Raw genomic sequence first — 19,672 nt, forward strand, 5'->3', positions numbered from 1 at the left:
CGAGCACTGTCCACGACGGATTACGGGACAGCCTCTACGCGGGCTACGGCGTCGAGCCCGACCCCGAGCGCATCGCCTACTACCGCCTGCTCTGGGACCTCTCGTGACCCGTCGGGCGAGGGACGGCCGCGACCGGTCCGTCCGGCCACGGCCGTCCCCCGCGCGGTGGTCCGCGTGCGCACCGACGTCCGGTGCTCACGCGTGGTGCGCCGCGAACCCGTCGGGGGCGCGGTCGAGGAACGTCGTCACCGACGACACGAGCCCGTCGGACCGCACGTGCAGCACGTCGGTGCCCGTCGCGAACTCGCTCCCGTCGGGCGCGACGACGCGCCAGCGCAGCCGCAACCGGTCGTCGTGCAGGTCGGGATCCGTGCGCGCCTCGAAGCGGTGGCCCGCGAGATGGCCGAGCAGCTCGGTCGCGAACGCGAGCACGGCGTCGGCCCCCTCGGCGCGCGTCACCGGGGCCACGTACTCGACCCCGCGCGCGAACGTCCGCGCCGCGCGCCGGTCGCGCTCGGCCGCGTCCGCGGTGTTCCAGAACTCCAGGTAGCGCTCGACCGCGGTCGCGGTGCGCGTCGTCGTCTCGGACATAATCCCTCCTCGGGTCGGCGCCTGGTCCGCGGCGCCCTGCGGTCCGGCGGACGGCCGGAGCACCACCGTCGGGCAGGCCGGCGCACCGTGTCGATGACCTCGGAGGTAGTTGGCGCGCGTCGCCGCCGGCGGCAGGGTGGGTCCATGGCACCCGTGGACGCACCCGTCGGATCGATGCTGCGCGAGTGGCGCGTGCGGCGTCGGCGCTCGCAGCTCGACCTCGCGCTCGGCGCCGACGTGTCGGCGCGCCACATCAGCTTTCTGGAGACGGGCCGCGCACGCCCCAGCCGGGAGATGATCGACCGCCTGTGCGACGAGCTCGACGTGCCGCTGCGCGCGCGCAACGACGTGTACCTCGCGGCCGGGTACGCGCCGCGGCACCGGGAGACGCCGCTGTCCACCGCCACGCTCGCGGCGGCGCGGCGCGCCGTCGACCTCGTGCTCGCCGGTCACGAGCCGTTCCCCGCGATGGCCGTCGACGGACGCTGGGACCTCGTGGCCGCGAACTCGGCCGCGGGCGCGTTCCTCGACGACGTCCCCGACCACCTGCGCGCACCGCGCACCAACGTGCTGCGGCTGACGCTGCACCCGGACGGACTCGCGCCGCGGATCGCGAACCTCGCCGAGTGGGGCGGGCACGTGCGCCGCCGCGTGCGGCGCCAGCTCGAGCGCACGGGCGACCCGGCGCTCGCCGCGCTGCTCGCGGAGGTCGAGGGGTACCTCCCGCCGCCCGACCACGGGCACGAGGACCGCGTGGCGGCGGGCGACGCCGTCGTGCCGCTGCGGCTCGCGACGCCCGACGGCGAGCTCGCCTTCCTCTACACGATGACGGTGTTCGGGTCCCCGCGTGACGTCACGCTCGACGAGATCGCGATCGAGTCGTTCTTCCCCGCCGACGACGCCACGGCGGCCGCGCTCGGCGTCGCGCGCTGACCGCCGTCTACCGGCGCGGCTGGTGCGCGGGGACGCCCTGCTCGGCGAGCTCGGCGGTCTCCGCGACGCGGCGCGCCCGGGTCTCGGGGCGCTTCGCCTCGACGATCCACCCGAGGACCGAGCGCCGGACGCCGGGCGTGAACGCGTCGAAGCGCTCGCGCGCGCCGGGGCGGGCCGCGAGCGCCGCGGCGAGGTCGTCGGGCACGACGAGCGCCTCGGCGTCGTCGTGCCGCGTCCACGACCCGTCGGCCTTCGCCGCCTCGACGACGGCGCGACCCGCGTCGGTCATGCGACCGTCGGACTCGACCCGCGCGACGCGCTCCTTGCTGAGCCGGGTCCAGCGGCTGCCACGCCGGCGCCGCGTGAACCAGAGCGCGTGGCGGTCGGCGTCGACCGTCGCGGCCTGCCCGTCGATCCAGCCGAACGAGAGGGCCTCCTCGATCCACGGCTCGTAGCCGTACGTCGGGCGGCCGCTCTCGCGCCGCCACGTCAGGAGCCACACCCCGGGTTCGGGGTCGTCGTGGTGGTCGGCGAGCCACGCCCGCCACTCCTGCGGCGTCTCGGCGTGGACCGCCGGCCGGCCCCGGTACTCCTCGGTCACTGCGCCTCCGTCGTCGGTGAGGGCACCAGCGTGCCCGACCGGTCGTCGGGGCGCCAGGGACCGGTCACGGCCGGGGTCGACCCGGGAGGCGCGCGCCGTGGCGCGGTCCGCCTCCCGGGTCGGTCCCTCAGCCGCAGGTCGGGACGACGACGTCCCGCGTGACCTCCTGGGTCGCGCCGCCCGTACCGGTCGCCGTGACGGTCACCGGCACGTCGTCGGTCATGTCCCGCACCGCGAACGACTGGTACGCGTTGGCGCCGGGGGCCACGGCGTCGAAGGCCCTCTCCCCCGCGCCGGCGGCGAGCGCGACGGCGAGCGCGCCGTCGGACACGTTGCGCGCGCGGACCGCGACGTAGGGCGTGCCGGCGAGGCACCGCGCGGACGTCTCGACGTCGACGAGCGGTGCCGTCGGACCGCCGACGACCTCGCCGTCCACGGTGAGCGTGCCGTCGGCGTTCACGACGACGTCCGCCGCCATGGCGGCCGCGAGGTCGAGGCGCTGCCACTCGGCCTCGCCCGCCACGTCGAGCGCGTAGCCCGAGTCGAGCGCGGTCGCCGCGAGGACGAGCCGGCGCTGGTCGCCCGTGAGGTCGGGGAACGCCGTGCGCAGCAAGTCCTCGGCGCCGGCGGGCACCTGGACCTCCCGGCCCGCCTCCCCGACGCGCGGGAACCCGTAGGTCAGGCGCTGCTCGTAGACGGCGAGCGCCTGGTCGGCGGGCAGGTAGTTCTCCTGGTCCTGCGCGCACGCCGCGATCTCGTCCCCGCACGCCCGCTCCAGCACCGTGACGAGCTCGGCGCGGGCCTGCTCGAGGAGCACCCGGAACTCGGGGTCCGACCACCGGAGCTGTGCGATGTTCTGCCCCGTGATGCGGCCGCCCATGACGTCGAGCGGGTAGTGGAACCCGAGCACGAGCCGGTTGTCGCCGTACTCCGACGTGCGCGCGAGGATCTGCGGGCCGAGCTCCGGCAGGAGCGTCGCGAGCACGGTGCCCTGCGCGTACCCGTGGTTGGTGTGACCGCTCGGGAAGGAGCCGTTGCCTCGCAGGCCCTCGTAGCTGCCGGCCGAGTCGAACGCGTTGACGTGCCCGCCCGAAGACGTGAAGCCGAGCCGGACGAACGGCCGCTTGTAGTTGTAGGCGGCCTTCGCGGGCTCGTGGTTGCCGACCGACTTCTCCACGCGACCGGACAGCAGCGCCTTCGTCTTGGGGAGCCGGCCGGCCGCGAGCGCGTCGCGGTAGATCGGCCCGAGCTCGCTGCCGAGCGCGTCCGCCATGGTCTCGTAGGCGGAGCCGCGTCCGTCGGTCAGGGCGCGCTGCACCTGCAGGTCCCCGGCGACGTAGGCGTTGTTGCGCGCGAGCGAGCCGAGGTCGTTGGCGCTCGTGGGCTGGCCGGGCTCGTTGGGCGAGAGGATCTCCGGGTGGTTCGCGCGCAGGTCGGCGAACCCGCGCAGCACCCAGGTGAACCAGTCCTGCCCGGTCGGGGCCGACGGCGTCGCGTCGGACGCGTAGGTCCGGTCGAGGACGTCCTGCGGGAACGGCATCGACGGGTCGTCGGTGGTGGAGAGCGCGAGGGAGAAGTAGACGTCCGAGCTCGTCTCGTTGCACTGGTGGATCTCGACCGCGATCGTGTTCTCGCCCGGGACGAGCACGTCGGCGGGGATGACGAGCGTCTCGCGCAGCGGCGCGGTCGCGCCGGCCTTGTCCTGGTACTGCAGGTTCCGCGTGATCATCGAGTCGCCCCACCCGGCGACGCGCTCGCCGTTGACGTACACGGTGGCGGAGTCGTCGTAGACGAGTGTCCCGCGCAGGCCGGTGATCTCGTCGAGCGTCGCCTCGTCGAGGGTCACGGTCGTGCGGAAGAAGTAGGCGGGCACGACGACCTTGGGCGTCTGCGTGATCCAGTAGTCGAGCAGGGTCGTGATGGTGTGGCCGCCGCCGATGCCGCTCGCGGTCCCGTTGACCGCGCCGAAGCCCGGCCGGCCGGTCTTCCACGCGGCGTCGTCGAACGCCGGGTCGGCCCACACGGTCCGGTCCGCGTTCCCCGCCGCCGGATCGGTGTTGTCGTCCAGGTAGCGCCAGGTCGTGCCGGCGCCGACCACCTCGGTCGGCGTGAATCCCTCGGCGGCGCGCGCCGCGGGCGCCTGGAGCGCCGCGGCGAGCACGAGCGCGAGCGTCGTGAGCGCTGCCAGCAGAGCGAGCGGCGCGGTGGTCCGGCGGTCGCGGGGTCGCGGGGCCGGGTACGTCGTCGTACCGGTCATGGGTCGTCCCTCTCGTCGATGTCGGTCGTGCGTGGGTGCGGTCGGTGACACCGACCGGGCGTGCGGTCGTGCGGGTACTGCGGGAACTGCGGGTACTGCGGGTACTGCGTTCGAGCGGTACAGCGGTACAGCGGTCGAGCGGTACGGCGGTCGAGCACGAGGACGGGCCCGCACCGAGCGGTCGGTGCGGGCCCGTCGTCGGTCAGGAGCAGCGCGGGACGACGACGGTCTGCGTGACCGTCTGCGTCCCTTCCTCCCCCGTGGCCGTGACGGTGACGTCCACGTCACCGGTCGCACCGCGGGCGGCGAACGACTGGTAGGCGTTCGCGCCGGGGGCGACGGCCGTGAAGGACCGCGAGCCCACGCCCGTCGTGAGGTCGACGTCGACGGCCCCCGTGGAGACGTTCGCGGCGCGCACCGCCACGTACGGGGTCCCGGCGAGGCAGCGCGGGGAGACCGTCACGTCCACGAGGTGCACATCCGTGGCCGGCTCGGTCGCGATCGCGAACACGTGCAGGTCGTCGACGTCGGGGAACGTCACGGCGACCACGCGCCGGCCCTCGGGGGCGGTGTACGGGGCGGTGGCGAACACGAACGCGCTGTCCTTGTCGCCGTTGCGCCGGTCCATCCTCGCGACGACCGAGTTGCCCTCCACGGGCGACCCGTCCGCGCTCGGCAGGACCCAGTCGCCGAAGCCAATCGTCGTGGTCGCGGTGCTGCCGTCGTCGAGCGTCACGACGGCGGTGCCGCGATGGGTCCCGTTGGTCGCCGCGCCCACGAACGCGAGCCGGCTCGTCGGGGCGTCGAGCCGCACGGTCTCGCCGGTGAGCGTGACCGAGTCGGGGCGCCCCACGGGCGAGGACGGCCACGTGAACGCCAGGCCGTCGACCTCGTGCACCGACCCGGGCGTGAGCCCGGCGGAGGCGAGCGCCTCGCGCGAGAACGAGTTGCCGGCCGCGTCGAAGTTCCCGACGCCACGGTTCGCCTCGGGCGCGGTGCCGACCGTGTCGTAGGCCGCGACGAGCGACCCGGGCGCGGCGACGAGGACGGTGAGGGGCACCTCGACGTCGTCGTCCCCGGCCGAGACCACGAGGCGCGCGTCGTGGTACCCGGACGCGACACCGGGACCCACCTGGACGGGGACCGTCCCGGTGAGGTGGCCCGAGCCGTCGTCGACGAGCGCGGGCTCGCCGACCCCGATGCCGTTAGGAGCGTCGACCGCGACGCGCACGTCCGCGGCGTCGGCACCGAAGAGCTGCACGGCCACCGACGCGTCGGCCGACCCGCCGGGCGCGACCGTCACGAGGCCCGGATCCGCCGCGGCGACGACGGCGGACTCGCCGCCGCGCCACGACGGCGGCGCGTCCTCGGCCGCGGTCCCCCACGTGGTGTCGCGCTCGGTCGACATCGCGAGCTCGACGACGCCGCCATCGTGCGCGACGTGGCGCGGCAGGGAGGTCCCGTCCCACGCGGCGCCGTCGACCGTGACGCCGCTGATGTACCGGGCGCCGCTCGATGCCCCGGGAGCACGCAGGTCGAGGGTGTCGCCCTCGCCGAGGTCGATCACGACGCGGTCGAAGCGCGGCGCGTTGAGCGCGAGGACGTCGGTGCCGGGCGTGGTCGGGTACAGGCCCATCGCGGCCCACACGTACCAGCCGGCCTGGGCGCCGAGGTCGTCGTTGCCGGGCTTGCCGTTCGGCTCGGGGCGGAACAGCGTGGACGTGAGCTCGTCGACGAGCTCGCTCGTGCGCCACGGCTGGCCCACGTAGTCGTACAGCCACGGGACGCCGAAGTTCGGCTCGTTGCCGATCCACAGGTACGGCTCGTTGGGTCCGGCGTTGTGCTGGGCGGTGAACGCGTCGAGCCGCTGCGCGGCGGCCTCGCGCCCGCCGAGCGCCTCGGTGAGCGCCGCGACGTTCTGCGGCACGAGCCACGTGTACTGCTCCGCGTTGCCCTCGTCGAAGCCCTCCTGACCGAACCCGCCGCCGCCCTGCGACCGCACGAACGTGCCGTCGTCGTTCCGGGCGCCTGCCTTGCGGGTCACGGGGTCGTGGACGTTCTGCCACCACTGGCCGCGCGCGGCGTACTCGGTGGCGACGTCGTCCTGGCCGAGCGCGGCCGCGAGCTGCCCGATCGCGAAGTCGGCGATCGACCACTCGAGCGTGATGGACGCGCCGACGACGCGGTGGTCGCCCCGGAACTCCTCGGTCTGCGGTGCGTATCCACGCTCGAGATACGTCTCGATCCCGCGCCGCTGCACGTAGCCGTTCGCGGTCGGGGCGGCGCTCGTCGCGCCCTTGACCATGTGCGCGAGCGCCGACTCCGCGTCGAAGTCGCGCGCCCCGAACGCGTACATGCTCGCGATGAGCGGCACCGAGGAGTCGCCCGTCATCTGGCCAGTGTGCTGGTTCGCGACGGGCCAGCGCGGCAGCCATCCGGACTGGTCGGCGACCTCGACGAGCGACTGCGCCATGTCCGACGCGCGGTCGGGCGCCAGCAGCGCCTGGAGCGCGCCGAGCGACCGGTAGGTGTCCCAGTCGGAGAAGTTCGCGTACCGCTCGTGCCCCTCGGGGGCCTGGTGGATCTCTCCGTCGAACCCGACGTACCGGCCGTCCACGTCGGTGAACGTGTTCGGGTGCAGGAGCGAGTGGTAGAGCGACGTGTAGAACATGGTGAGGTCGTCCTCGTCCTGCCCCGCGACGCGGACCTTGCCGAGCAGGTCGGACCAGGCGGCGCGGTTGGCGTCGCGGACGGCGTCGAAGTCGAAGCCCGGGATCTCGGCCGCGAGGTTGGCGCGCGCGCCCTCGACGCTCACGTAGGACATGCCGACCTTCGCGTGCACCGTCGCGCCGGGCGCGAAGGTGAGCCACGCGCCCGCGCCGTTGCCGTCGGCCGACGGGTCGCCGGGCGAGACGGTCGTGCCCTGCCACGTGCCGAACGCCTGCGCGTCCTGGTCGAGCTCGATCGCGAAGTACGTCGTGTGGGTGTTGTTCTTGCCGCAGAACCCGCCGCTCGTCACCGACCCGGTGACCGTGCGCGCGTCCTCGACCTGGACCGTCGCGTTGCGCACGCTCGCGAGCGAGCCCGCGGCGTTGACGATCACCTGCGACGCGGCGTCGCCCTCGGGGTAGTCGAACGTCAGCCCGCCCGAGCGGGTCGCGGCCGACAGCTCCGCCTCGATCCCCGACGACTGGAGCGTGACCGCGTACCGGCCGACCTCGGCGCTCTCCGCGTCGTGGCTGAACGCCTCCTTGCGGTCCCACGGGTACGGCCCGACGTCGCCCGTCACCGGAAGGATCGGTACGTCGCCGAAGATCCAGCACCCGGCGGCCGCGTGGGTCATGGAGAAGCCGCGGATCGCCTGGTGCGAGTACCGGTAGCCGGCGTACGCCCTGTCTCCGTTGCTCACGGAGACCTGGGTGTCGGGCGAGAGCTGCATCATGCCGAACGGCATCGACGGACCAGGGAAGTTGTTGATCTCCCCGACGACGCCCGTCGCCTGGCCGGTGCCGACGAACGGGTCGACGTGGGAGACGGGGTCCTCGACGAGGTCGGGTGCGGCCGCGACCGCCGGGGCCGCGAGGCCGACGGCGGGGGCGACCCAGAGGCCGGCGGCCAGGACCGCCGTGGCGGAGAGCGCGGCGACGGTGCGCCGCACCGTGGTGCGCGCGGGAGGTGTTCGAGACATGCGGTTCCTCACGGGACGAAGGAGCGGGAAGGAGCGGAGGACGGTGGTGCGGGACCGTGCGGCCCCGCGCCACCGTCGATCAGGAGCAGGCGGCGGCGTCGTACGCGGCCGTGACCTGCTGGGGTTCGCCGTCGGGCGTCGTCACGGTGACCGTGACCTCGCCCGCCTCGGCGGCGGCGGCGCGGGTGGCGAACGACTGGTAGGCGTTCGCCCCGGGCGCGACGTCACCGAAGAGCTTCGAGCCGTACGGGGTCGCGAGCTCGATCGCGGCGGGCTGCTCGCCGGTGTTGAGCGCGCGCACCGCGACGAAGACCTTGCCGCCGAGGCAGCGGGCCTGCGCCGTGACCTCGACCTGCGGCGCGGGGGCGACCCCCGTCGCGTCGGTCGCGATCGCGAACACGTGGAACCGCTCGTCGTCCGGCAGCGTGACCGACGTCAGGACCTTGCCGTCGGGGATCGCGACGGGCGCGGTGGCGTAGAGGCCGCAGCCGATCTTCTGCACGTTCTCGCGGTCGCCGCGCGCCCCGGCCTTCGCGACCGTGATGTTGCCGGGCTCGGGCGAGCCCGTGCACCAGTCGCTGAGGCGCACGTCGACGCTCTGCGACGTGCCGTCGGCGAACCCGAGGACGAGGCCGCCCCCGTGCGTGCCGTGCGTGCTCGTCCCGACCACCGAGAGGTGGCGGGCCGAGCGCAGGTGCTCGGGCACCTCGATGACCTCGCCGCTCGCGGCGACGTTGTCGGGCGCGCCCGCCGGCGGGGCACCGAGCGTGTAGGTGAGGTCCGTGCCCGGCACGGTGAGCTCGAGGCCCTGGACGGCGCCGAGGTCCGCGAGCAGGTCGCGCAGGAGGTAGGCGCCCGAGCCGTCGAGGTTCGCGTTGGCTGCCCCGGCGTCGCCGATGCCGACGTTGTCGAACGCGCCAGCGATCCACGACTCGCCCGAGACGACGACCTGCACCTCGCGCACCGCCTCGGTCCCTGCGGCGTCGCGCACGACGAGCCGCACCGTGTGGAGACCCGGCTCGGCGTCGGTGGGCGCGGCGAGCGTGACCGTGCCCTCGACCGTGGCCGGCAGGCCGTCGGACTTCGCGGTCCAGTCGGCGAGGTCGGTCGTCGCGGTGACCGCACCGTCGGACGTCACCTCCAGGGTCCCGCTGGACGTCCCCGCGCCCTGCGCGACGACCTGGACGGCGACGTCGGTCTGCCCGCCCGGCGTGAGGACCGGCTGCCGCGGCGTCGCGCCGACGAACAGGCGCTCGACCGTGCCGTCCGCGGGCACGACGGCGCCCGGCGAGGACGCGGGGTCGGTCGCCCACGCGGACGGCTCGGTGCCGACGGTCACGTCGAGCGTGCCGGCCGCGGTGAGCTCGTCTCCCGTGACCCAGGCACGGTCGAGCGGCTCGCCGCCGAGCGACACGGACTGCGTGTAGTGCGCGTCGGGGGCGACGCCCTCGGCGGTGAGGCGCAGTGAGTCGCGCCCGAACACCTCGGGGTCGAGCGTGATCGTCACGTCGTCGAACAGGGGGGTCGTCAGACCCCACAGGTCCGTGCCCGGGACGATCGGGTACACGCCGATCGACGACAGCACGTGCCACGCGGACATGGTGCCGAGGTCGTCGTTGCCCGTGACGCCGTCGGGGCCGTCGGTGAAGAGCGTCGCCGCCGCGCGCACGACGTCGGTCGTCTTCCACGGCTGGCCGGTCCACAGGTACACGTAGGGGGCGTGGAGGTTCGGCTCGTTGTTGGGGTTGTACGTCTCCCAGCCGTAGTAGTCGTACGTGCCGTTGACCCAGACCTCGCTCGCGACGCGCGCGGGGTCGGCGACGAGCTCGTCGTACGCGAAGAACGCGTCGAGACGGTCGATCGCGGCGTCGGTGCCGCCCATGAGGTCGAACAGGCCCGGCACGTCCTGCGGCACGAGCCACTGGTACTGGACGGCCGTGCCCTCGTGGAACCCGTCCGAGTGCGCGGGGTCCGCGTCGCCGACGAAGAAGCCGTCGGCGCTGCGCGCCCGGAAGTTGCTCGTGCGCGGGTCGAACACGTTGCGGTAGCTCTGGCCGCGGGCCGCGTACCGGTCGGCGTCCTCGTCGTGGCCGAGGCCGCGCGCCATGGTCGAGAGCATCGCGTCGGCGAGGGCGTACTCCATGGTCGCCGAGGCGCCGTGCTGGAGGTCGTAGTCACCCGGCTTGCCCGAGCGCGCGGGCTCGTGGGGGACGAACCCGTCGCGCAGGTACTCGACGTTCGCCGCGCGCCCGTTGAACGGCGAGTGGGCGGGCGGGACGCCGTCGGCGTTCTGCTGGAGGACGGCGTACGCCTCCTCCTCGTGGCCCGCGAGCAGGCCCTGCTGCCACGCGCTGACGAGGAACGGCGTCGCCGGGTCGCCGGTCATGATGTTCGTCTCGACCGTGCCGTAGCCCCAGCGCGGGAGCCAGCCGCCCTGCTGGCCCTGGCGCACGAGGGAGAGCGCCATGTCGGCCGACTCGTCGGGCGCGAGCAGGTACAGGAGCTGCTGCTGGGTGCGGTACGTGTCCCAGAGCGAGTAGTTCTGGTAGTACGTGAAGTCCGGTTCCGCGTCGTGGACCTCCTGGTCCCAGCCGCGGTAGCGCCCGTCGACGTCGGACCCGACGTTCGGCGCGAGGAAGCTGCGGTACAGCGACGAGTAGAACGTGCGCAGGTCGTCCTCCGCGCCCTGCGCGACCCGCACGAGGCCGAGCCGCTCCTCCCAGGCCGCACGCGCGGCGTCGTGCACGGCGTCGAACGTGCCGGCCTCGGCGGCGAGGTTCGCCGCCGCGCCCTCGGCGCCGACGTAGCTCATCGCGGTCACGGCCTCGACGTCGAGGTCGCCGTCGGTGGTGTCGAACGTGACGTACGCGCCGCGGCGGCCCTCGCCGCCGGACGCCGCGTCGGAGCCCGCGATGACGGTCTCGCCGTCCCACGTGCCGTGCGCGACGAAGGGGCGGTCGAACGTCGTGCGGGTCCAGATCGTCTGCGGCTCGGTGTCCTGGCAGAAGCCGCGCACGGTGATCCGGGTCTCGACCGTGCGGTCGTCGACCACGCGGACGTCCGACCCGGTCACGCGGTTGAGGGCCTGCCCGGCGTTGAGCAGCACGTTGGCCTGCGTCGTCGCCGGGAACGTGTAGCGCTGCACGCCCGTGCGCGCGGTCGCGGTGAGCTCGGCGTCGATCGTGCCCGCGGCCGCCTGGAGGCCGACGCGGTAGTAGCCGGGCGAGGCCTCCTCGTCGTCGTGCGAGAAGCCGAGCGCGTACTGGCCGTAGTCCGTCGACGTGACGGGGCCGGTCGTCGGGAGGACCGGGAGCGGGCCGCCGAGCCCGCAGCCCACGCCCGAGAGGTGCACGAGCGAGAAGCCGCGGACCGACGTGCGGTCGTAGTCGTAGCCGACGTTGTGCCCGTTGTCCGGCGAGAGCTGGACCATGCCGAACGGCACGGCCGCGCCGGGGTAGGTGTTGCCGTCGTCCTTGGTCCCGATGAACGGGTTCACGTAGTCCACGAGCGGGGCGTCGACCACGGCGACCGCCGTCGTGGCCTCGGCTCGTGCTGCGGACGCCGGGACGGGCGTGGCGTGCGCGGCGAGCGGGAGCGCGAGGCTCGCCGCCGTGGCGAGGGCGACGGCGGCGCTCGTGCGGCGCCGGGCTCGCGCCGGGCGTGGTGGTCCGGACCGGGACGGACGAGGACGGTGACCGGGCTCGGTCGCGCTGTCGGTGCGCATGTGGTGCTCCCCTTGCCCCCACGGCGTCGTGGGATCGTGGTCGTCGGTGACTCGCGGCATACCCTCGCACACGTTGACAGCGCTGTCGAGCCTGCCGGACCGACACCTGGTGCGCCCGACACCTGACAGACTCGTCCCGTGACCACCACGACCGGCCGCACCCCGGCTCTCCTCGCGCACGTGCCCGCCCCGACGGGCAAGGCCCCCGACCCGGACGCGCTCTACGAGGGGTTCACCACCTGGGCGACCGAGCAGGGTCTGGAGCTGTACCCGCACCAGAGCGAGGCGCTCATCGAGCTGGTCACCGGCTCGCACGTCATCCTGTCGACGCCCACGGGCTCGGGGAAGTCGCTCGTCGCGATGGGTGCGCAGTTCGCCGCGCTCGCCGCGCACCGGTCGGGCCGCGGCGGCCGCACGTACTACACCGCGCCGCTCAAGGCGCTCGTGAGCGAGAAGTTCTTCGCGCTCGTCGCGGCGTTCGGGTCCAAGAACGTCGGCATGACCACGGGCGACTCCGCCGTGAACCCCGACGCGCCGATCATCTGCTGCACGGCCGAGATCCTCGCGAACATCGCGCTGCGCCGCGGCGGCGGCGACGGCGCCGCTGCCGGACCTGTCGACGAGGACGCGATCTCCCAGGTCGTCATGGACGAGTTCCACTTCTACGCCGACCCGCAGCGCGGCTGGGCGTGGCAGGTCCCTCTGCTCGAGCTGCCGAACACCCAGTTCCTGCTCATGTCGGCAACGCTCGGCGACACCACGCGGTTCGTCGAGGAGCTCGAGGAGCGCACGGGGCGCCCCGTCGCCGAGGTCACCACGGCCGAGCGGCCGGTCCCGCTGCACTTCAGCTACGTCGTCGAGCCGCTCACCGAGGTCATCGAGGAGCTCGTCAGCACGCGCCGCGCCCCGGTGTACGTCGTGCACTTCACGCAGAAGGACGCCGTCGAGCGCGCGCAGTCGCTGCTGTCGATGAACGTCGCGACCAAGTCGGAGAAGGAGGCGATCGCCGCCGAGCTGGGCGACTTCCGCTTCGGCACCGGGTTCGGCAAGACGCTCAGCAAGTTCCTGCGGCACGGCGTCGGCGTGCACCACGCGGGCATGCTCCCCAAGTACCGGCGCGTGGTCGAGCGCCTCACGCAGGCCGGGCTGCTCAAGGTCGTGTGCGGCACGGACACGCTCGGCGTGGGCATCAACGTGCCCATCCGCACCGTGCTGCTCACGAGCCTCGTGAAGTTCGACGGCGAGCGCATGCGCCACCTCACCGCGCGCGAGTTCCACCAGATCGCGGGGCGCGCGGGCCGCGCCGGGTACGACACCGTGGGCGAGGTGCTCGTCATGGCGCCCGAGCACGTCATCGAGAACCGCAAGATGCTCGCCAAGGCGGGCGACGACCCGAAGAAGCTCAAGAAGATCGTCCGGAAGAAGGCGCCGCAGGGTTCGGTCAACTGGACCGACGCGACGTTCGAGCGCCTGCGCGACGCCGAGCCCGAGCCGCTGACGAGCCACTTCACGGTCACGCACGCGATGGTGCTCAACGTCCTCGCACGCACCGCCCAGCACGGCCGCCCGCAGCCCGGCGACGCGGACGCGGGCGACCCGCGCCGCGACCCCGTCGAGGCCATGCGGCACCTGCTCCTCGCGAACCACGACACGGAGTCCCAGCGCCGCGAGCACGTGCGCCAGACGTTCCGCATCTACCGGTCGCTGCGCGTCGCGGGAATCGTCGAGCGCGTGCGCGTTCCGGACCCGTCGCGCCCCGCGGGCTACCGCCCGAGCGTGCGCCTCGTCGGCGACCTCCCGCGCGAGTTCGCGCTCAACCAGCCGCTGTCGCCGTTCGCGCTCGCGGCGCTCGACCTGCTCGACGTCGAGGGCGCCACCCACGCGCTCGACGTCGTCTCCGTCATCGAGGCGACGCTCGACGACCCGCGCCAGGTGCTCTACGCGCAGCAGAACGCCGCCAAGGGCGAGGCGGTCGCCGCGATGAAGGCCGAGGGGTACGAGTACGAGGAGCGCATGGCGCTGCTCGAGGAGATCACGTGGCCCAAGCCGCTCGAGGAGCTGCTGGCGCCCGCGTTCGCGATGTACAAGCGGTCCAACCCCTGGGTCGCGGACGCCGAGCTCTCCCCCAAGTCGGTGGTCCGCGACATGGTCGAGCGCGCCATGACCTTCGCGGAGTTCGTGTCCGTCTACGGGCTCGAGCGCACCGAGGGCGTCGTGCTGCGCTACCTCGCGGACGCCTACCGCGCGCTGCGCCAGGTGGTCCCGGACGAGCACCGCACCGAGGAGGTGCAGGAGATCGTGGAGTGGCTCGGCGAGCTCGTGCGCGGCGTCGACTCGTCGCTCCTCGACGAGTGGGAGCGCCTCGCGCACCCGGTGGACGACGACGCGGACGGCGAGGTCGGCGACGGACCGCTCTCCGGGGCGGGGGCCGAGGCGCCCGCGCGCCCCGTGACGGGCAACCCCCGGGCGTTTCGCCGCCTCGTGCGCAACGCGCTGTTCCGCCGCGTCGAGCTCGCGGCGCGCGAGGACTACCGGGCGCTCGGCGCGCTCGACGGCCGCGCGGGCTGGGACGCGGACGCGTGGGGTGACGCCCTGGACCCGCTGTTCGAGGACCAGGGGGACGACGCGATCGGCATCGGCCCGGGTGCGCGCGCGGCAGCGCTGTTCCAGGTCGTCGAGGCGGGCGCACCGCTGCCCGCGGGCCACGAGGGCCGGACGGCGGAGCACGCCCCCGCAGGGGTCGTCCCGGCGGGCACGTGGCTCGTCCGCCAGGTGCTCGACGACCCGGCCGGCGACCACGACTGGGCGATCACCGCGAGCGTCGACCTCGCGGCGAGCGACGAGGCGGGCGAGCCCGTGGTGACGGTGCTCGCGGTCGGGCCGCTGTAAGTCCGACCCGCCCTCCGCGACCAGCCTTCCGCGGGCCCGGGTCCCCGTCGCGCCCGACGGGCGGGAGACCCGCTACGCGAGCGGCAGGAGGCCCCTCGCCGCGAAGACCCGCTTCGCGGCGGCCGTCGCGTTGAGCGCCCGCGGGAACCCGCAGTAGACGGCGGACTGCAGCAGCGCCTCGACGATCTCCTGCGGTGCGAGCCCGACGTCGAGCGCGGTGCCCACGTGGATCTCGAGCTGCGGCTCGCACCCGCCGAGAGCGCAGAGCATGCCGAGCGTGACGAGCTGGCGGTCGCGCGCCCCGAGCCCGGGGCGGGCGTAGACCTCGCCGTACGCCCACGCGGCGACCTGGTGCTCGAGCTCCGGGGACACGTCCCCGAGCGCGTCCCGCAGCGCCGCACCGGCGCCCGGGTTGACCGCGTCGAGCACCGCCCTCCCCTGCTCGTAGCGTTCGGCGCGCGTCGTCGCCCGGTCCTGCGTGCTCTCCCCCTGCGTCACGAGGCGCAGCGTAGGCGAGCGCCCGCGCGCGACGGCGCCCGGTCTCGCAGGGCGGCCGTCACGCCTCGCGGCGCCGGTCGCGGCGCGCGGGCAGGTGCTCGAACCCGGCGGCGACGTACGTCGCGACGCCGCCGGCGTTGGCCGCGGGCGTGGCGACGAGCGCGCTCGACGCGCCGAGCGCGCGCAACGCGGCCAGGCCCGCGAGCGTCGCGGCCCGGCCGAGGCCCCGGCCGCGGTGGTCGGCGTGCACGCCCAGGGGCTCCACCAGTCCGGGGCGGCCCGCGCCCGCCGACCACACGCCGATGACGGCCGCGGGCTCGTCCGCGGCCTCGACGTCGTGCACCAGGAGGCACCGCGCGTCCGCGAACGGCAGCCCGGCGGCGAGCGCGTGCCAGCGCTCGGGCGCGGCGCGGGCGCCGCCGAACGCCGAGCGCAGCACCTCCGCCCACGCGGGCGCGTCCGCCGNCGCGGCCTCGACGTCGTGCACCAGGAGGCACCGCGCGTCCGCGAACGGCAGCCCGGCGGCGAGCGCGTGCCAGCGCTCGGGCGCGGCGCGGGCGCCGCCGAACGCCGAGCGCAGCACCTCCGCCCACGCGGGCGCGTCCGCCGGACCGACGACGCGCGCCCGCACGCCCGGGTCCTCCACGGGACCCGTGAGATCACGGCGCAGCAGCGCCCACGGCTCGTCCTGCGCCCAGCGCGCGTCGGCAAGACGCTCGTCGACGAGCGCGCCGACCGGCGACTCGACGGACACCGGGCCCGGGCCGAGGACGCCGCAGGCCGGGTCGGCGGCGTCCGCGGCGATCCGCCGGGCGAGCTCGTCGTCGCGCAGGAGGTCCGGCGCGACGCCCAGGCGCAGGAGGTCCGGCCCGTCGAGCAGCCCGACGGCGACGACGCGCCCGTCACGGCGCCACGTGCGCAGCGCGGCCGCGGTCGCGGTGGCGCCGAACCGCCAGAACCATCCGACGTCGCCCGGGTGCAGCTGGAGCGGGGCGGCGTCATCCTGCCACGCGCGCACCGCGTCCAGGACCTCGCCGAGCTGTTCGACCCGCGGCGTCGCGGTCTCGATCACCATGCCTCGATGAGACACCACGCCACCGCGCGGGCGCGCCCTCTTTTCGCGCGGAGGGCCACCGCCGCACGGGGTTCCGCCGCCCGGGTCCCGCCGCCGGGGGTCCGCCGCCGGGGGGTCCGCCGCCCGCGAGCCGGTCGCGCGGTCAGGCGCCGCGCGGCCGCAGGTCGCGGCGCAGCACCCGGCGCCGCACGGTCGGCCGCGCGACCTCCTCGAGCCCCGCGGCACGGAGCGCCTGGACGCTGCCCACCGAGTTCTCGCCCCACGTGATCGGGGCACCCGACGGGTCGAGGATCGGGTAGCCCTCGACCGCGGCCGCGCCGCGCGCGCGGGCGAAGTCGACGGCCGCGCGCGCGAGGTCGTACGTGAGGCCCAGCCCGCGGAACCCCGCGCGCACGACGAAGCACGCGACCGCCCACACGTCCGGGTCGTCCTTGTCCTGGGCGTCGCCTGCCGCCCGTCCGGTCCAGGGCACGGGGCTGCCGCGCAGGCGCCGGAACGAGGGGCGGGGCCCGACCGCGACCCACCCCGCGGGCTCGCCGTCGAGGAACGCCACGAGGCCGCTCGTCGTCGGGGCGTCCGGGTCGTCGCAGCTCGTCTGCTCGTGCAGGAGCCGCGCGCGCTCCTCGGGCGGCGTGGCGTACCAGACCCGGTCGCCGAGCACCTGGCGCTGGCACCAGCACGTCGCGGGGTAGCCGCGGTCGCCGAACACGGCCGCGAGGTCGTCCCACGTGACCTCGTTCGCCGGGCGCACGACGACGGCCCCGGGCCTGCCGGGGTGCGCCGCGCCGGGTGCCGCCACGGTCCGACCGTACGCCGACGCGCCGGGCCGCGCACCGGCGTCGGGACCTCCCGCCGGCCCTACAGTGTGCTCATGAGCGACGCACCGCGACCGGGCGAGCACCCCGACGAATTGCACCGACCGAGCACGGGCTCACGGCTCAACCGGCTGCGCGCCGGGGTGCTCGGGGCGAACGACGGCATCGTGTCGACGGCCGGTGTCGTCGTGGGCGTCGCGGCGACGAGCACGTCGGTCCCCGTCATCGCGACGGCCGGCGGCGCGGCGCTGCTCGCCGGCGCGCTGTCGATGGCCGCGGGCGAGTACGTCTCGGTGAGCACGCAGCGCGACACCGAGAAGGCGCTGCTCGCGACCGAGCGCCGCGAGCTCGCCGAGATGCCCGACGCCGAGCTCGACGAGCTGGCCGGGATCTACGAGGCGAAGGGCCTGACGCCGGACCTCGCGCGGCAGGTCGCCGTCCAGCTCACCGAGCGCGACCCGCTCGCGGCGCACGCCGACGCCGAGCTGCACATCGACCCGGACGAGCTCACGAGCCCGTGGGAGGCCGCGCTCGCGTCCGTGGTGTCGTTCACCGTCGGCGGGCTGCTGCCGCTCGCGGCGATCCTCCTCGCCCCCGCGGGCGTGCGGATCCCGCTGACCTTCGTCGCCGTCGTGCTCGCGCTCGTGCTCACCGGCTGGGGCTCCGCACGGCTCGGCGAGGCGCCCACGCGGCGCGCGACGGTGCGCACGGTCCTCGGCGGCGCGGTGGCGATGGGCGTGACGTACGCGATCGGGTCCCTGCTCGACGTCAACGTGTAGCGCACCGCTGCGGCAGAATCGGCGCGTGGCCAAGAAGTCGAAGTCGTCCGCGCACGCCGGGACCCCCGCGGTCGCCCTCCTCGAGCGCGAGGGCGTCGCGCACACGCTGCACCCGTACGAGCACGACCCGTCGAGCGACCTGTCCTACGGGCTCGAGGCCGCCGCCGCGATCGGGGTGCCCGCCGAGCGGGTGTTCAAGACGCTGCTCGCCGTGGTCGACGGCGGCCCCCTCGTCGTGGGCATCGTGCCGGTCGACCGTCAGCTCGACCTCAAGGCGCTCGCGAAGGCGGCGGGCGGCAAGAAGGCGACGATGGCCGAGCCCGCCGCGGCCGAGCGCGCGACCGGCTACGTCGTCGGCGGCATCTCGCCGCTGGGCCAGAAGCAGCGCCACCGCACGTTCCTCGACGACAGCGCGCTCGTGTTCGACGCGGTGTACGTCTCGGGCGGGCGCCGGGGCCTCGACGTCGGTCTCGCGCCGTCGGACCTGCTGCGCCTCACCGGCGGGACCGCCGCCCCCGTCGCCCGGTAGGGCGGGCGGCGACCGTCGCGGTCAGCGCTGGTAGGCGGCGAACGGGGCGTCGGTCGGGACGACGTCCTTGCCCAGCGGCAGGAGCGAGACGGGGATGAGCTTGAGGTTCGCGATCCCGAGCGGGATGCCGATGATCGACACGAAGAGCGGGATCGCGGTGACGACGTGCCCGATCGCGAGCCAGATCCCTGCGACGAGCACCCAGATGACGTTCCCGATCGTCGACCATGCGCCCGCGGTCGGCTTGTCGACGACGGTGCGGCCGAACGGCCACAGCGCGTAGCCCGCGATGCGGAAGCTCGCGATCCCGAACGGGATCGTCACGACGAGGATGCAGCAGATGATGCCCGCGACGACGTACCCCAGCGCGAGCCAGAGCCCGGCGAACACGAGCCAGATGATGTTGAGCAGTGTCTTCACGGCACCGTCCTTTCGCGACCATTCTCGCCGACCGCGGCCCCGGTGCCGATCGGGGACCACCCTGAGACGACCCGGGTCCTGCGGGCACCGTCCGACCTAGACTGACCGCATGCCCCTCCCCGAGCCGCCGTCCGTGCTGCCCGCGCAGGTCGCGCACAACCTCGCCCGGGTGCGGGACCGGGTGGACGCCGCGGCGCGCGCGGCGGGGCGTGCGCCGTCGGACGTCCGGCTGCTCGTGGCGACCAAGACGCAGCCCGCCGCCGCGGTGCGCGCGGTGGTCGAGGCGGGAGCGGACCTGATCGGCGAGAACCGGGTGCAGGAGCTCGTCGCGAAGGCGCCGGACCTCGCCGACCTCGTCGCCGCGGGGCGCGTCGAGGTGCACATGATCGGACACCTCCAGCGCAACAAGGTCAACCAGGTGCTCGCGACGGCGACCGGCGTCGAGAGCGTGGACTCGCGCGCGCTCGCCGAGGCGCTGTCGGTCCGCTGCGCGCGCGACGGCCGCGTGCTCGACGTCCTGGTCCAGGTGAACGTCTCGGGGGAGGAGTCCAAGTCGGGCGTGCGTCCCGACGACGCCGCCCCCCTCGCGACGGCGGTCGCCGCGCTCCCCGGCCTGCGGCTCGCGGGGTTCATGACGATCGGCGCGAACTCGCCCGACGAGGCCGAGGTCCGTTCGGGGTTCGCCCGCCTCCGGGAGGTGCGCGACGCCGTCGTGGGCTCGGGCGCGCCCGGCACCGCAGGCGCCCGTGAGCTGTCCATGGGCATGAGCGGCGACCTCGAGCTCGCGGTCGCCGAGGGCGCGACGATCGTCCGGGTCGGCACCGCCGTCTTCGGCCCGCGCCCCGCCCCTGCCCGCTGACACCCGCGGAGGCC

The 19,672-nt window shown here is 74.8% G+C and carries 14 protein-coding genes; 5 read left to right on the top strand and 9 right to left on the bottom strand.

Annotated features, from left to right (window positions below; genetic code table 11):
* Nucleotides 1–195 precede the first annotated feature (195 nt).
* The gene (locus GJV82_RS08825; RefSeq protein WP_155098962.1) at nucleotides 196–591 is read right to left on the bottom strand and encodes a nuclear transport factor 2 family protein; all 396 of its coding nucleotides are present in this window, start codon (nucleotides 589–591) and stop codon (nucleotides 196–198) included.
* 144 nt (nucleotides 592–735) lie between these two features.
* Between GJV82_RS08825 and GJV82_RS08830 the strand changes: the two genes are divergently transcribed.
* On the top strand, nucleotides 736–1,524 hold the full coding sequence (locus GJV82_RS08830) for a helix-turn-helix domain-containing protein (protein ID WP_155098963.1): 789 nt from the start codon (nucleotides 736–738) through the stop codon (nucleotides 1,522–1,524).
* Nucleotides 1,525–1,531: 7 nt separating this feature from the next.
* Here GJV82_RS08830 and GJV82_RS20725 read toward each other — a convergent pair whose 3' ends face one another.
* From GJV82_RS20725 to GJV82_RS08850, 4 genes are all read right to left on the bottom strand, one after another.
* On the bottom strand, nucleotides 1,532–2,125 hold the full coding sequence (locus tag GJV82_RS20725; protein WP_318657455.1) for a YdeI/OmpD-associated family protein: 594 nt from the start codon (nucleotides 2,123–2,125) through the stop codon (nucleotides 1,532–1,534).
* 127 nt (nucleotides 2,126–2,252) lie between these two features.
* Nucleotides 2,253–4,382 (bottom strand): acid phosphatase, encoded by a 2,130-nt coding sequence (locus tag GJV82_RS08840; RefSeq protein WP_155098965.1) that lies wholly within the window; start codon nucleotides 4,380–4,382, stop codon nucleotides 2,253–2,255.
* A 202-nt stretch (nucleotides 4,383–4,584) separates the two neighbouring features.
* Nucleotides 4,585–8,070, bottom strand: coding sequence for a GH92 family glycosyl hydrolase (locus tag GJV82_RS08845; protein ID WP_155098966.1), 3,486 nt, complete (start codon nucleotides 8,068–8,070; stop codon nucleotides 4,585–4,587).
* A 79-nt stretch (nucleotides 8,071–8,149) separates the two neighbouring features.
* Nucleotides 8,150–11,794 (bottom strand): GH92 family glycosyl hydrolase, encoded by a 3,645-nt coding sequence (locus GJV82_RS08850; RefSeq protein ID WP_155098967.1) that lies wholly within the window; start codon nucleotides 11,792–11,794, stop codon nucleotides 8,150–8,152.
* Nucleotides 11,795–11,932: 138 nt separating this feature from the next.
* Between GJV82_RS08850 and GJV82_RS08855 the strand changes: the two genes are divergently transcribed.
* Complete coding sequence (locus tag GJV82_RS08855) at nucleotides 11,933–14,683, top strand: DEAD/DEAH box helicase (RefSeq protein ID WP_318657456.1); 2,751 nt, start codon at nucleotides 11,933–11,935, stop codon at nucleotides 14,681–14,683.
* Between the two features lie 72 nt (nucleotides 14,684–14,755).
* On the opposite strand, the gene GJV82_RS08860 is transcribed toward GJV82_RS08855, so the two are convergent.
* The 3 genes from GJV82_RS08860 to GJV82_RS08870 form a co-directional block, all read right to left on the bottom strand.
* On the bottom strand, nucleotides 14,756–15,181 hold the full coding sequence (locus tag GJV82_RS08860) for a carboxymuconolactone decarboxylase family protein (RefSeq protein WP_318657457.1): 426 nt from the start codon (nucleotides 15,179–15,181) through the stop codon (nucleotides 14,756–14,758).
* A 58-nt stretch (nucleotides 15,182–15,239) separates the two neighbouring features.
* Nucleotides 15,240–16,256, bottom strand: a complete 1,017-nt coding sequence (locus tag GJV82_RS08865) for a GNAT family N-acetyltransferase (RefSeq protein ID WP_155098968.1) — start codon at nucleotides 16,254–16,256, stop codon at nucleotides 15,240–15,242.
* 142 nt (nucleotides 16,257–16,398) lie between these two features.
* On the bottom strand, nucleotides 16,399–17,055 hold the full coding sequence (locus tag GJV82_RS08870; protein WP_318657458.1) for a GNAT family N-acetyltransferase: 657 nt from the start codon (nucleotides 17,053–17,055) through the stop codon (nucleotides 16,399–16,401).
* 72 nt (nucleotides 17,056–17,127) lie between these two features.
* Here GJV82_RS08870 and GJV82_RS08875 point away from each other — a divergent pair, with 72 nt between their 5' ends.
* Both GJV82_RS08875 and ybaK read left to right on the top strand, forming a co-directional pair.
* Nucleotides 17,128–17,850, top strand: a complete 723-nt coding sequence (locus GJV82_RS08875; protein ID WP_155098969.1) for a VIT1/CCC1 transporter family protein — start codon at nucleotides 17,128–17,130, stop codon at nucleotides 17,848–17,850.
* Nucleotides 17,851–17,875: 25 nt separating this feature from the next.
* Nucleotides 17,876–18,379 (top strand): Cys-tRNA(Pro) deacylase, encoded by a 504-nt coding sequence (gene ybaK / locus GJV82_RS08880; RefSeq protein ID WP_115942859.1) that lies wholly within the window; start codon nucleotides 17,876–17,878, stop codon nucleotides 18,377–18,379.
* Nucleotides 18,380–18,400: 21 nt separating this feature from the next.
* Here the strand turns inward: ybaK and GJV82_RS08885 are convergent, their stop codons facing one another.
* Nucleotides 18,401–18,799, bottom strand: coding sequence for a YccF domain-containing protein (locus GJV82_RS08885; protein WP_024840702.1), 399 nt, complete (start codon nucleotides 18,797–18,799; stop codon nucleotides 18,401–18,403).
* A 109-nt stretch (nucleotides 18,800–18,908) separates the two neighbouring features.
* On the opposite strand from GJV82_RS08885, the gene GJV82_RS08890 reads away from it, so the two are divergent.
* The gene (locus GJV82_RS08890) at nucleotides 18,909–19,658 is read left to right on the top strand and encodes a YggS family pyridoxal phosphate-dependent enzyme (RefSeq protein ID WP_155098971.1); all 750 of its coding nucleotides are present in this window, start codon (nucleotides 18,909–18,911) and stop codon (nucleotides 19,656–19,658) included.
* Nucleotides 19,659–19,672: the final 14 nt, after the last annotated feature.

It is taken from the genome of Cellulosimicrobium composti (genome assembly GCF_009711085.1).
In the GTDB taxonomy this organism is placed as follows: Bacteria; Actinomycetota; Actinomycetes; order Actinomycetales; family Cellulomonadaceae; genus Cellulosimicrobium; species Cellulosimicrobium composti.